Below are 13,714 nucleotides of genomic sequence, written 5' to 3'. Positions count from 1 at the left end.
ATCGTACCTTAAGAGCCCGCACGCCCGATGGATACATATGTGAAACCTTTGGATTTCATCCGATGCGGCTCATAAAGATTCCTGCCATCAAATATTACCGGACTCTTAAGCTGTGACTTGATGAACTCAAAATCTGGAGCTTTGAAAGCCTGCCACTCAGTTAAAATTAACAAAGCATCTGCATTACGGAGTGCAGCTTCTTTGGTACCAACCAAATTCAGACTTTCTCTTGAACCATAAATTCTCTGGGTTTCTTCCATGGCTTCGGGGTCATATGCCTGAACACTTGCTCCCGCATCCCACAATGATTCCATAAGAACCCGACTTGGAGCCTCACGCATATCATCAGTATTTGGTTTGAAGGACAGCCCCCAAACAGCAAATACTTTACCCTTTAAATTATCACCAAAATATTTTTGTACCTTTTCGAACAAAACATTTTTTTGTGCATAATTCCGGGCTTCCACCGCTTTTAATACGGTCGCATCAAATTTAATACTGTCGGCAGTCCTGATCAGCGCTTGTACATCTTTTGGAAAACAGGAGCCTCCATAACCAATACCGGGATAGATAAAGTGATAACCAATTCTCGGGTCCGAACCAATTCCCTGACGGACATGCTCTATGTCTGCCCCAAGCTTTTCAGCCAGGTTTGCCATCTCGTTCATAAAGCTGATTTTGGTTGCCAACATGCAATTTGCCGCATATTTGGTCAACTCGGCACTGCGAACGTCCATAACAATCATTTTTTCATGATTTCGGTTGAATGGAGCATACAATTCCCTCATTGCTTCTTCAGCGCGATCAGAGTCGGTTCCAATAATGATCCGATCTGGGCGCATGCAGTCGTTAACCGCGGAACCTTCTTTTAGAAACTCTGGATTCGAGATAACATCAAATGGAAAAGCCACATTGCGCTCTTTGAGAACCTGAGCAATTTTCTGGCTTACCTTGTCTGCAGTTCCGACAGGTACAGTCGATTTGTCGACTACAACCTTATATGTATTCATATGCGTAGCAATGGTTTCCGCAACAGCCAAGACATATTTCAGATCGGCTGATCCATCTTCATCAGGAGGCGTACCCACAGCAATAAACTGAATTTCACCATGGCCAACACCTTCTTCTGCGCTGGTAGTGAAATGCAGTCTCCCTGAGTCAAAATTTTCTTTAACAAGAGTCTCCAACCCAGGTTCGTAGATTGGAATCACACCATTTTTGAGTTTTTCGATTTTCGCTGAATCGACATCAACACAACAAACATCATGACCGACTTCGGCCAATATCGCTCCCTGTACCAACCCAACATACCCAATTCCAAACACTGTAACTTTCATAACTATTCCTTATAGTCTGTAATATTCTCTATACCAGGAGACAGTTTTCTGAACACCGTCCTCAATAGAAGTTTGTGGTGAATAGCCGGTTAATGTAGATAGACGGGATATATCGGCATAAGTAGACGGAACATCCCCTTTCTGCATATCCATAAAATTCATCGTCGCCGTATTGCCGGAGAAGCGCTCTATTGCTCTGATAAAGTCCATTAACCTGACTGGTCTTGAATTACCCACATTTAAAACCTGAAAACATGCGCTAGTGTCATTGACAGAGCTACCCATCACGCCATGGCGTTTTACAGGAACGGCGGTAAGCGCTTTCAGAACCCCATCAACCACGTCATCTATATAGGTAAAATCTCTTGCCATATTCCCCTGATTAAACACATTGATAGGGCGATTATTCAATATTGCATCGGTAAACAAAAACGGGGCCATATCCGGTCGCCCCCAGGGGCCATAAACAGTAAAAAATCGCAAACCTGTTGTTGGAATACCATATAAATGACTATATGAATGAGCCATTACCTCGTTCGCTTTCTTGGTTGCAGCATAAAGAGACACCGGGTGATCAACGCTGTCCTGTTCTGAGAAGGGTTGTTTACCATTTTCACCATATACAGAACTCGATGACGCATACACCAGATGCCTGACTGACTGCTTTCGGGCAAGCTCAAGAATATTCCCAAAGCCCACTAGATTCGAATCAATATAAGCTTCTGGGTTTTCAATTGAATACCGCACTCCTGCTTGGGCAGCCAGATGTATAATCAGCTCGAACCGATATTCGGAACTGAGTGCTGTGATGGCTTCGCGGTTCTCAACAGATACCTTTCTAAAAATAAAATTAGGAAACTCATGTAATCTGGCCAGCCGGCTTTCCTTCAACTGGACATCATAGTAATCATTAAGGTTGTCGATACCGACAACCTCCTTTCCTTGTTGCAACAAAGCCCGGCAAACCTCTGATCCGATAAAACCGGCTGTGCCGGTCAAGAGATATTTCACAATCGACTCTCCTGGCCTGATTCTATTTGTTTTTTCAATTCTTTAATTTCTGCCTGCAAGGCATCAAATTCCTCAATCTTTCGTTTCAGGAAACGAGCTGTTACCTTGGCTTTCTCTTCGATACCCTGTGGAGTTAATACATAAACGTAAGCAGCTTTATTCTTGCTGTTTTTAAAATTATTAACTTTTAATATTCCTTTCTCGATTAGCGCATTCAAACAATAGTTTACTTTACCCAGACTGATACCCAACTCCCGAGCCAATTGCCTTTGGCTGGTATGAGGGTGATCGGAAAGGAGGGTTAAAATCTGATGGCTGAGTTCATCGCTGGGCATGGTTTACAGTGTCTGTCAATTACTGTGTTCAAGGATTGAACGCGAGTCTAAACTCCTTACCACCGTGTGACAACCTGCAAACAGCGGAATGTGAATTCACCAAAGCAAAATCTTCTCTATTACCCAACTGATCCCGTATAATCTGGCAAATCCCGGTAATGGAGCAGACATGAACCCCCTTTTTAACCGAGACATAGTATCCATCAGTGATCTATCTCAATCAGAACTCGAAACCATCATCTCCCTGGCTCAACAAATCAAGCAATCCCCTCATCAGAAATACTTATCAGACAAAGTTATCGCAAGTTGCTTCTTTGAAGCCTCAACCCGAACCAGACTAAGTTTTGAAACAGCAATACAACGCCAGGGAGCAGGTGTTATAGGCTTTGCCGACAGCGGCAGCACCTCTTTGGCAAAAAAAGGGGAAACCCTGTCAGACTCCATTCGCATGCTAAACGGCTATGCAGATGCCATTGTCATGAGACATCCTATGGAAGGAGCCGCCCGCTTGGCGGCGGAGCTAGCTGACATCCCGGTCATTAACGGAGGCGATGGCTCCAACCAGCATCCAACACAAACACTTCTTGACTTGTTTACAATCTTCGAATGCCAGGGAACGCTTGAACGTCTTAGAGTGGCGTTTGTGGGTGACTTGAAATATGGACGGACAGTGCACTCATTGACCCAAGCACTTACTCATTTTGATTGCACATTTGATTTTGTTGCGCCTGCCGTCCTGGCCATGCCTGACTATATTCTGCAGGAGCTTGACCATCAAAATATTGAATATCGGCACTCAGACTCCCTGGAAGATATTATTCCCACTGCTGACATTATTTACATGACCAGAGTCCAGAAAGAGCGTTTTGATCCCACCGAATACATACACATCGCAAGCCATTACATTCTGACCGCAAGCATGCTGGAACATGCCAAACCAACCATGAAGATATTACACCCATTGCCCAGAGTGGATGAAATTACTCTAGATGTTGACAAAACTCCTCATGCCTATTATTTCGAACAGGCCAAAAACGGTGTGTATGCCCGTCAGGCTCTGCTGGCACTGGTTCTTAATGAATATATCCCGGGAGTTTTATCATGAGTGAAAAAATGCAAGTGGAGGCCATAAATCGTGGCACGGTCATCGATCACATCCCGGCCGGCCAGGGGCTTAAAATTGTTAATCGGTTACAACTACTCGACAACAAAGTCAGACTTACCGTCGGATTTAATCTCTTAAGCGGAGAGCTGGGCACCAAAGACCTGATTAAAGTGGACGATTGGTTATTTACAGAATCAGAAGCCAACGAGCTGGCTCTTTTTGCGCCCAACGCCACTGTCAATATCATTGATGATTATAAGGTTGTCAGGAAAATCAACGTCACTCTCCCCACAGAGCTAATTAATGTGTTTCCCTGCCCCAATAGTAACTGCATTACCAGAGTAGAGCCCGTTTCGTCAAAATTTCGGATAAGGCAATTAGGACATAAAATTCAACTCAAATGTCATTACTGTGAGAAAGCCTTTGATAAGGAGATATTTACTGAGAACTAGACAGGCTAAAACCAGAAAAGTCATTTTGTTGAAAGCGGTTGCCGCAACGCTCGAACAGAGAAACCTCTGCAACAACAGTCTTTGATTGAATAAATAAGTCTGGGTTGATAAAAAATATTCCACGGACACTTCCTGTATCCGTGGAATAGATCCGCTTCGGGTGACTTTAATTAATGCTAAATTCCTGTGCGGTTTTTCAGTAGTTCATCCTGAACATCCGTTTGCTCCATCCTTTGGAGCGGCCGCCCATTCCATTCCACCTCATGGTAGTGGCGGTTTTCTGCCACGCTACAACCAGTGACTGAATTAAAGCGTCAGCATATATCGGTTTTTTTCAATGGTTTTGGCACCTATGCCTTTAACCTTTTGTAAGTCATCGATAGATGCGAAAGGTCCATTTTCATCACGGTAGGCGACTATCCTTGCCGCAATTGCTGGCCCGACACCAACCATCAACTCTGCGATTCTTTCCTCGTCATCGCGATTGATGTTTACATAAGCCATTACTTGTTGAGGCTCAGCAGACAATGTCTGCTCAACAGACTCATCAGCAAATGAAAAAAAAGGGACTGATGCTGCTATTAAAAATGCACAAACAGACTTTTTCATAAAAACTCCTTTTATATAGTGAATGATTCACTTCCTGTGTTTGCTGGAAGCAGGGCTAGCATAGCCATTTCTCAAAGACTGAAAACAAATATTTCAAAAGTATTAAATATCTATACCGAAAGTATCGCGAGACTCTACCGAAACTCAAAACTGGACAAAATATGATCAGAAATCACAGCAAGATAATGGGTTTTCAATGACAACAAGAATGGAAATGGAAATGGAAATGGAAATGGAAATGGAAATGGAAATGGAAATGGAAATGGAAATGGAAATGGAAATGGAAATGGAAATGGAAATGGAAATGGAAATGGAAATGGAAATTGGCGTCCCCTAGGGGACTCGAACCCCTGTTACCGCCGTGAAAGGGCGGTGTCCTAGGCCACTAGACGAAGGGGACGCTTCGTTTTCAACATGGCCGTTGAAAGTGGTGCGTATAATAACAGCGAATTATCCGAGCGCAAGCTTTTTCTTTAAAAATCAAAGCACTAGGGGAAAATTAACTGATATCCTCTTCAAACTCTCTGGTCCTTTAATGATCTCAGTGATATAAAAACCCAGATGTCGACATTGTGATACCACCTGGAATGATCATATTTTATGAAACTGAATATTATTGAGTGTGACGAGCTACATCCTGACCTGATTAATGATTACTACAGCTACGGCAGGATGTTCGAACAGTATCTTGGCGCGTTAGACTCTGAACTCACCTTTCAGTATTTTTCTGCCATCAATCGCCAACTCCCTGAAACCCTTAATCAACAAGAAGTATATCTTCTGACAGGTTCTAAATATGGTGCCTATGAAGATGATATCTGGATCAAAGAACTTATTTCCTGGGTCGCAAAGGCATATCAAGCCGGTGGACGATTTATTGGTATCTGCTTTGGACACCAAATACTGGCCCAGGCGCTGGGAGGGAAAGTAGAAAAAAGTACCAAAGGTTGGGGCCTGGGAGTACGAACGGTGCCCACTTGTGACTCTTCTATCTGGGAAAACTATGACAAAAAAACAATCAGTCTGATTTATGTGCATCAGGATCAGGTGGTCGAACTTCCCGCAAAAGCCTCAATCATTGCAGGTGATGATTTTTGCCCAGTGGCTGGGTTCCGAATAGATAATCAGGTACTGGCTTTTCAGGGACATCCGGAGTTCAACGAGCTATACGCTCGGAAACTGTTAGATCTGCGGGAGGAGCGATTTGAAAAAACGATTTTCCAGTCCGGAGTAACCAGCCTGTCCAAGCCAACGGATGCCCGTCATCTTGGCAAACTGATGATTCGATGGATCAAAAAACCCTGCACATTGGATAAATCAGGCGCTAAATAACCTTTATTTGATACTGTCGTTGATGAGAAATACCAGATTCGGTTGCGACTACTACAGTTAAGGGCATATAGAATATGCCCTCACCATAAACAGCCTAGTCTCTTCGGCAAAAAACGTTTGGATTAGTTAAGTATTCGAGTATCTACCTGTCTGCCAGCCAAGTCGCCAACAAATAAATAGCCTTTACTTCTCACTGTCTTAATTCTACGGGGATGTACCGGATCATCTCCAACTTTTGGTCGAATTCGGCTGACACGAACATCCACTGAACGATCCTGCCCGTCGTACTCAATTCCACGAAGCTTATTAAAAATCTCTTCCCTGGTCATAATCTGACCTGCATGGCTTGATAATAACCATAACAAATCAAATTCGGCACTGGTCAGTTCTATTGGTGAATTATTCAACCAGGCTTCTCTCATTGTGTTGTCAATGACTAAGTCACCAAAATTCAGCCGTTCTTTACCATCTTCTTCTTCGATACTGATCGTTTTAGTCGTTCTTCGCAGATGAGCCTGAATCCTTGCCAGCATAACTCTGTGCGATACCGGTTTAGATATATAGTCATCCGCCCCCATGTCCAGACACAAAACCTCATCCAACTCATCGCTACGACCGCTCAACATAATGACTGGACCCGTGTAATGACGCCGGGACAACTTACATACGGTCAATCCATTTTCCCCAGGGATATTCAGCTCCAACATCACCAATTGTGGCTGCTGGGTTTGAATTGCACTCAATGCCTGTGTGCCATCGCTAATAACCTCGACCAAATACCCACTACCCTGCAAATATTCGCTCAGAGGTTTGGAAAACGAATGATCACCATCGACAATCAGGATCTTTTGTTTTGAATTTGTATCGCTTTTTTGCGTCACTATGCATTCCACCACGCTGTCATACACATATTCACATGGAACATCCATGTAAAACATTTCTGATTATCTTTAACTGTAGACCGCTTCTCAGTATATGCTTAGTGCCAGAGGCTAGTCATTTAATACCAAAAAGCTATAAAAACATGACAAAAAATTATTTATGAGTATAAAACTGATATTTGAAGGCGACTCGATTACTGATTCGTCACGGAACAGGCTTGATAAACAGGCAAACAGAAGCGAAGTATTGGGATGTGGATACCCCACGCTCGTGGCCAGCCATCTACTGACACAGACCAACAGTCTAAATCTTTATAATCGGGCTATATCAGGAAATAAAGTAGCGGACGTTCTAGACCGTGGACCACAGATCATGACAGAACTCCGCGCTGATTGGCTGTCTTTGCTGATCGGCATCAATGATATCTGGCACACGTTAGCGGTGTCGCAAAAACCAGTACCTGAAGATATCGCCGATGGTATCGATCAGTATCTGTGCCTGCTGCGAAAATATAGCCCAAATATCAGAATTGTCCTGCTGGAACCTTTTGCACAGTTATCTAAAGAAGTGAGCGCGGAATGGTTTACGTTCCTCAAACCACTCCAGCGCTATGAAAAAGAGCTGGCCGATAAACACCAGTGTATCTGGGTGCCCACCCAGGAAGCGCTAAATCAGAGTGCCGACAAATTGGGGGCAAACCATGTGCTTTGGGATGGGGTCCATCCTACACCCGCCGGACACATGATTATCGCCAGGCAATGGCTTTCGCATACAACAGCATTGCAACAATTATTTAATTAGACCGCTGTGCAATGCAGCGTCCCTCTATTCGCTCATAGCGATCAAGCTGGCATTCCCTCCGGCGGCTGTCGTATCCACACAGATATGACGCTCGTGAATCAACCTTTCTGGCTGACAAAAATCTGTAATCAGAGGAATCAATTCGCCATCTCTGGAAGCCAATGCCTGACGATAACGACTCAGCATACTCTGTGGGGCAGAACTTAGTACTGCCTGAAAATCAGAAACCTCGCGCAACGCTTCCGCCTCAAGCTCGCCTTCTATCAAAACAACTGGATATCCGTGGTTGCGCAAAGTTTCTACAAATCCGGTAATACCAGGTAAGACAGCAATCACTCTATTTCCCTGCCACAGGGCGGATAATATCTGTCTTTTTGCCGCCATGGGTGTGGGCCCCAGACATAGGATGGTACCCCGGCCATGACAAATCAAAGTATTTTTTTCACCGACTGGCCCCGGCATAGTCTCCACCGTTTTATCCAGTTTTTGTGGCCAACTCGATAGCGTCGGAAACACAGACTTAATATCTGCCAAGTCCAGAACAACCGGTTCAACTGCTAAATACTGCAACTCCTGGATAGCCTGAAATAGCCGTTCGGCTCCAATCAACTCTGCCGATTGTTCACTCGTGAATGGTTCGTCAACCACCACAGAGCTACGAAAACGCTGAACATAATATGGCCCACCGGCTTTCGGCCCGGTGCCGGATAAGCCCTCGCCACCAAAGGGTTGAGAACCAACCACTGCGCCGATCTGATTACGGTTTATATATACGTTGCCAACTTTCATTCGAGCAGCAATATCTCTTTGTCGGCTTTCCAGTCGGGTATGCAGGCCAAATGTCAAACCATAGCCTTTCGCATTGATGGCATTGACAACATCATTCAGTTCAGAGGCTGCAAACGTCGCAACATGCAGTACTGGTCCAAAGATCTCCTCCTCCAACTGCTCGATACCTGCAACCCGGACCATGGCTGGAGGGACATACAAACCTGACATCGGTACTTCGAGCGCCTTAATCAAATTACCCTGGCTTCGATGGAAATCACAATAAGCCAGTATTTTATCTCTGGCTTCCCGATCAATAACCGGCCCAATATCTGTTTCAAGGTGCCACGGGTCAGATATGTTTAGTTCATCCATGGCACCGGACAGCATCGTTACCAACGCATCAGCAATATCCTGTTGTACATAGAGAATTCTTAATGCAGAACAACGTTGCCCAGCACTTTGGAAAGAGGAAGCAAGCACATCACGAACCACCTGCTCCAGCAACGCCGTTGAATCGACGATCATGGCATTCAGACCACCGGTTTCTGCTATCAAAGGCACATCGGGAGCCATATGATTTGCCATAGCACGGTTGATCAACTGCGCGGTGGAAGTGGAACCCGTAAAGCAAACAGCAGATATTCTGGGATCCGCTGTCAATACAGCACCAACCTGTTCTCCCGTTCCCGGCAGCAATTGCAGGACATCGCGAGGCACTCCTGCCTCGTACATTAGTTCAACTGCCCGTGCAGCAGTCAGTATCGTCTGCTCTGCCGGTTTGGCAATAACACTATTGCCCGCGGCTATGGCGGCGAGCACCTGACCACTGAAAATTGCCAACGGGAAGTTCCATGGCGAAATACAAACAACGGTTCCCCGGCTACGGCCACTTGCTCCAACACGCTGGGCTTCTGACGCATAAAAACGAGCGAAGTCCACGGCTTCCCTGACTTCTGCGATTGCATCAGGCAATGTTTTACCAGCCTCGCGACAGACCAGCGCAAACAATTCGGTGGCATGGCTTTCAAACAATTCCGCGACTCGGTTTAACACCAAAGCCCGGTCACTCGCATTAGTCGCTGACCAAACCCTGGCACCCTCTTGAGAAGCAACGATCGACTGCTCGATATCCTGCTGGGTAGACATCCGAATGTGTCCGACAATATCTTCGGGATTTGCCGGATTCACAACATCAAGTTTTTCACCTTCAGGCGATTCTCCGGAGATCATTGGAACACCCTGCCAGGTATGCTCCCGAAATCTATCTCGTGACTGCAGCAAAGTACTAACGGCCTCTGGATCAGTCAAATCCCAGCCCAACGCATTTTTTCGGAGCGGCGCAAATAAATTTTCGGGACGGGCAATTCTGCTACTCGGAACAAATGATTTTAGATTAAAAGGGTCCCGAGCAATCTGTTCAGCAGACATCCCCGCATCTGCAATCTGATGTACAAATGAACTGTTAGCACCATTCTCCAGCAGGCGCCGGACCAGATAAGCCAGCAGGTCCTCATGCGCCCCGACCGGTGCATAAATCCTGCAACGATGGCCAGGCTGCCTCATGACTGCATCATAAAGAGACTCACCCATTCCGTGCAGACGCTGAAACTCAAAATTACTCTGACCATCGGCGAGATGCTGCACTGCTGCAACCGTATGGGCATTATGAGTGGCAAATTGCGGATAAATACGGTCAGTCATGCCAAACAATTTTCGAGCACAGGCGATATAGGAAATGTCGCTATGTGCTTTTCGGGTAAACACCGGAAACCCGGATAGACCCAGAACCTGAGCACGTTTAATCTCTGCATCCCAATAAGCTCCCTTTACCAGGCGCACCATGATCTGTCGATCCAACGACCCAGCCAAGGCATACAACCAATCCAGTACGTAGGATGCACGGGGCCCGTAGGCCTGAACCACAACACCAAAACCATCCCACCCGGCAAGACTTTCATCTTTCAACACGGTTTCAATAATATCCAGCGACAACTCCAGACGGTCCATTTCTTCCGCATCAATATTAAAACTCATATTTGCGGCTCTGGCTTGTTGAGCCAACTCCAGAACGCGAGGCACCAGAACAGTTACAACCCGCTCTTTCTGGGAGTATTCATAGCGGGAGAACAAAGCAGAAAGTTTGACGGAAATACCGGGATTATCGCGAACATCTGAATGCGTACATTGTGATTTCAATACAGTAATTGCATTTTTGTATTTATCAAGATAACGCAAAGCATCGCGTTCTGTACGGGCAGCTTCTCCAAGCATATCAAACGAATACCGGTAGCCCTGCGATTGACGGCCAGAGGAGCGTTTCATGGCTTCTTGAATATTACGCCCCAATACAAACTGGCGTCCCAGTTCCTTCATGACCTGAACAGTAAAAAATAATACCACTGGCTGGACAATCGTCCGAATCAGTTTCCCCATCAGACCACTAGAGGAAACAGATAACAGCGCTGCGGTAAATTGAAGCATCCGAGTGGTTAAATTGACCAACGGAAACGATGATTGACCAACATGGTCTTTCCATCGGCCTGGAACCAGTTTATCGACGATCAACTGCCGCGCGGTTGACGCGTCAGGGACCCGCAATAAGGCTTCTGCAAGACTCATCAAAGCAACGCCTTCAGATGTCCCCAGCCCATATTCCGCCAGAAACTGCTCCATCATTGTAGGCTTTGAGTTTTTTCTGACCGAGCCAATCATGGTGACGGCCCGATGAACAACGGACTGACAGTCTTCCTCAGACAGTTCAGCCACATGTTTTAATTTTTCTACGACTTCAGATTCATCCGCCAGATAGTGTCGACGTATCTCATCGCGCAAATGGTCCAGCGTTGCTGAGTTCGACATATTGGTAGCACTCATGGTTCTCACATCCCCGACAGTTGAAATTATGACTAAAGATCATAGCCTTATTGCCAATATCAACTTCACCAAATAATTGATAAAAACCAGATCATTTCATTATTATTTATTGGATATAAGAATCAAAATCCTAATAAAGTGTAGCCAACCAATCTATTAGCCTAAAAACAGGAAATCGATTTGAAACTCGATAAATTTGATCGGGCCATCCTTGCTGAGTTGCAAGGCAATGCTCGTATAACCGTGACAGAACTTGCGTCCAAAGTGGGCTTGTCCAAAACCCCTTGCCAGATCCGCATGAGGCGTCTGGAGGAACAGGGTTACATCCTTAGCTATAACGCCCACATCAATCAGGCAAAACTGGGCTGTAACTATATCGCCTTTGTGCAAGTGACTATGAACGACACCAGTAGCGAGGCTCTGCGGGCATTTAATGAAGGGGTGAGAAAATCGTCGGTCATAGAACAATGCCATATGATCGCCGGAAATTTCGACTATCTGTTGAAAGTTAGAACTACAGATATGGAGTCTTATCGAAGGGTACTGGGAGAAGAGATATCCTCACTGCCACATGTCAAACAAACCAGTACCTTTGTTGTCATGGAGGCAGTCAAAGACAGCCTGGACTAAACATAAACATCTGCAACAAAAAAGCCAGTAACACTCGCAGGCTACCGGCTTTTGCAGATTAGGACGTACTCAGGGCTGACTAACGTCCAAATGGGGGCATTCCACCAGGCGGCAATCCACCTCCCCCGGGCATCATTCCTTTCATTCCACGCATCATTTTTGCCATGCCGCCCTTTGTACCCACTTTCTTCATCATCTTCTGCATCTGTTTATGCTGCTTTAGAACTCTGTTTACATCCTGTATCTGAGTACCGGAGCCCAAAGCAATACGACGTTTTCTGGAACCGTTGATCTTGTCCGGCCAGTGCCGCTCCACTGGGGTCATGGAATCAATAATTGCCGCCATTTGTGACATTTGTTTTTCCGCACCGACCATCTGATTGGCCATTTGCCCCATGCTCCCCATTCCTGGAAGCTTATCCATCATCCCCATCAGCCCGCCCATATTATTCATTTGCGACAGCTGATCACGAAAGTCCTGCAGGTCAAAACCCTTGCCTTTCTGAATTTTTCTGGCCAGTTTTTCGGCTTTTTGTTTATCGACCTTGCGCTCGACTTCCTCGATCAGAGAAAGAATATCACCCATGTCGAGAATTCGGGATGCCATTCGATCAGGATAAAATGGTTCCAGTGCATCGGTTTTTTCACCAATACCAGTAAATTTGATGGGTTTACCAGTAATTTGCCTGACTGATAAAGCTGCACCACCACGGGCATCACCGTCGGCTTTGGTCAGAATCACCCCAGTTAAAGGCAGCGCATCCGCAAAAGCTTTAGCAGTATTGGCCGCATCCTGACCGGTCATGGCATCGACCACAAACAGGGTTTCTTTAGGCTCCACCGCCTGGTGCAGTTCCTTGATCTCAGCCATCATTGCCTGATCGATCGCCAACCGTCCGGCAGTATCCAGAATCAGCACATCGACATATTGTTTTCGGGCAGCTTCTATCGCCGCGTTGGCAATATCAATAGGTTTTTGATCTGCACTGCTGGGAAAGAACAGCGCCCCGACTTCAGCTGCCAGGGTCTCCAGTTGTTTAATCGCCGCCGGCCGGTACACGTCGGCAGATACAACCATTACTTTCTTTTTTTCCCGCTCACTCAAATAACGCGCCAGCTTGGCAGTCGAGGTTGTTTTACCAGCCCCCTGCAAACCTGCCATCAGTAAAACCACTGGAGGTTGCGATGCCAAATCCAGGGAGACATTGTCATCCCCCATCACATGAACCAATTCAGAATGAACAATCTTGATAAACTGCTGGCCAGGGTTCAGTGCCTGGGATACTTCCGCCCCCAGAGACCGGTCTTTAACTCTGTTTATAAAGTCTTTAACCACGGGCAAAGCAACATCAGCTTCCAATAACGCCATGCGTACTTCGCGCAACGTATCCTTGATATTGTCTTCGGTGAGCTTGGCTTGGCCCTTAATGGCTTTTAATGTTTGATTGAGGCGTTCGGTCAGATTCTTGAACATAATCTATCGCTTTGCTTGAACCCAAAAGTATAAAAGCTGCGATTATACGCTGGACAGGCAACGGTTAACACCAGTTGCCATATTTTTAATCCCATCACCCG

At 45.8% G+C, this 13,714-nt stretch carries 13 protein-coding genes and 1 tRNA gene; 6 read left to right on the top strand and 8 right to left on the bottom strand.

The annotated features are described in order from the left end of the window. Positions 1-8: 8 nt before the first annotated feature. The 3 genes from YC6258_RS14490 to YC6258_RS14480 are packed head-to-tail and all read right to left on the bottom strand — an operon-like array spanning position 9 to position 2,683. Positions 9-1,337 (bottom strand): UDP-glucose dehydrogenase family protein, encoded by a 1,329-nt coding sequence (locus tag YC6258_RS14490; protein WP_044617615.1) that lies wholly within the window; start codon positions 1,335-1,337, stop codon positions 9-11. Positions 1,338-1,346: 9 nt separating this feature from the next. After that, positions 1,347-2,348, bottom strand: a complete 1,002-nt coding sequence (locus YC6258_RS14485; RefSeq protein WP_044617614.1) for an NAD-dependent epimerase — start codon at positions 2,346-2,348, stop codon at positions 1,347-1,349. Continuing rightward, on the bottom strand, positions 2,345-2,683 hold the full coding sequence (locus tag YC6258_RS14480) for a MarR family EPS-associated transcriptional regulator (RefSeq protein ID WP_044617613.1): 339 nt from the start codon (positions 2,681-2,683) through the stop codon (positions 2,345-2,347). Before YC6258_RS14480 ends, YC6258_RS14485 begins: the two co-directional genes overlap by 4 nt. A gap of 169 nt (positions 2,684-2,852) precedes the next feature. Between YC6258_RS14480 and pyrB the strand changes: the two genes are divergently transcribed. After that, entirely contained in the window at positions 2,853-3,788 is a 936-nt protein-coding gene (pyrB, locus tag YC6258_RS14475; RefSeq protein ID WP_044617612.1) for an aspartate carbamoyltransferase, read from the top strand. Then, positions 3,785-4,240, top strand: a complete 456-nt coding sequence (gene pyrI / locus YC6258_RS14470; RefSeq protein ID WP_044617611.1) for an aspartate carbamoyltransferase regulatory subunit — start codon at positions 3,785-3,787, stop codon at positions 4,238-4,240. The genes pyrB and pyrI overlap by 4 nt, the downstream gene beginning before the upstream one ends. A gap of 306 nt (positions 4,241-4,546) precedes the next feature. Here pyrI and YC6258_RS14465 read toward each other — a convergent pair whose 3' ends face one another. Beyond that, the gene (locus tag YC6258_RS14465) at positions 4,547-4,849 is read right to left on the bottom strand and encodes a ComEA family DNA-binding protein (protein WP_052830298.1); all 303 of its coding nucleotides are present in this window, start codon (positions 4,847-4,849) and stop codon (positions 4,547-4,549) included. 196 nt (positions 4,850-5,045) lie between these two features. On the opposite strand from YC6258_RS14465, the gene YC6258_RS30295 reads away from it, so the two are divergent. After that, entirely contained in the window at positions 5,046-5,186 is a 141-nt protein-coding gene (locus YC6258_RS30295; protein ID WP_169748977.1) for a hypothetical protein, read from the top strand. On the opposite strand, the gene YC6258_RS14455 is transcribed toward YC6258_RS30295, so the two are convergent. After that, positions 5,174-5,249: transfer RNA gene (locus YC6258_RS14455), tRNA-Glu, on the bottom strand. The genes YC6258_RS30295 and YC6258_RS14455 overlap by 13 nt on opposite strands. Positions 5,250-5,449: 200 nt before the next feature. Here YC6258_RS14455 and YC6258_RS14450 point away from each other — a divergent pair. Beyond that, positions 5,450-6,181, top strand: a complete 732-nt coding sequence (locus tag YC6258_RS14450; RefSeq protein WP_044617608.1) for a glutamine amidotransferase-related protein — start codon at positions 5,450-5,452, stop codon at positions 6,179-6,181. A 122-nt stretch (positions 6,182-6,303) separates the two neighbouring features. Here the strand turns inward: YC6258_RS14450 and YC6258_RS14445 are convergent, their stop codons facing one another. Further along, complete coding sequence (locus YC6258_RS14445) at positions 6,304-7,110, bottom strand: winged helix-turn-helix domain-containing protein (RefSeq protein WP_082070962.1); 807 nt, start codon at positions 7,108-7,110, stop codon at positions 6,304-6,306. 112 nt (positions 7,111-7,222) lie between these two features. Between YC6258_RS14445 and YC6258_RS14440 the strand changes: the two genes are divergently transcribed. Next, entirely contained in the window at positions 7,223-7,864 is a 642-nt protein-coding gene (locus YC6258_RS14440) for an SGNH/GDSL hydrolase family protein (protein ID WP_082070729.1), read from the top strand. 24 nt (positions 7,865-7,888) lie between these two features. Here YC6258_RS14440 and putA read toward each other — a convergent pair whose 3' ends face one another. Then, positions 7,889-11,509, bottom strand: coding sequence for a bifunctional proline dehydrogenase/L-glutamate gamma-semialdehyde dehydrogenase PutA (putA, locus tag YC6258_RS14435; protein ID WP_245626936.1), 3,621 nt, complete (start codon positions 11,507-11,509; stop codon positions 7,889-7,891). Between the two features lie 180 nt (positions 11,510-11,689). Between putA and YC6258_RS14430 the strand changes: the two genes are divergently transcribed. Beyond that, the gene (locus tag YC6258_RS14430; RefSeq protein WP_342670599.1) at positions 11,690-12,139 is read left to right on the top strand and encodes an Lrp/AsnC ligand binding domain-containing protein; all 450 of its coding nucleotides are present in this window, start codon (positions 11,690-11,692) and stop codon (positions 12,137-12,139) included. 79 nt (positions 12,140-12,218) lie between these two features. On the opposite strand, the gene ffh is transcribed toward YC6258_RS14430, so the two are convergent. Beyond that, the gene (gene ffh, locus YC6258_RS14425) at positions 12,219-13,613 is read right to left on the bottom strand and encodes a signal recognition particle protein (RefSeq protein ID WP_044617604.1); all 1,395 of its coding nucleotides are present in this window, start codon (positions 13,611-13,613) and stop codon (positions 12,219-12,221) included. Positions 13,614-13,714: the final 101 nt, after the last annotated feature.

This window comes from Gynuella sunshinyii YC6258 (assembly GCF_000940805.1).
Classification (GTDB): Bacteria; Pseudomonadota; Gammaproteobacteria; order Pseudomonadales; family Natronospirillaceae; genus Gynuella; species Gynuella sunshinyii.
The sequence above is the reverse complement of the archived record's forward strand: the minus strand, read 5'-3'. Positions and strand labels throughout refer to the sequence as shown.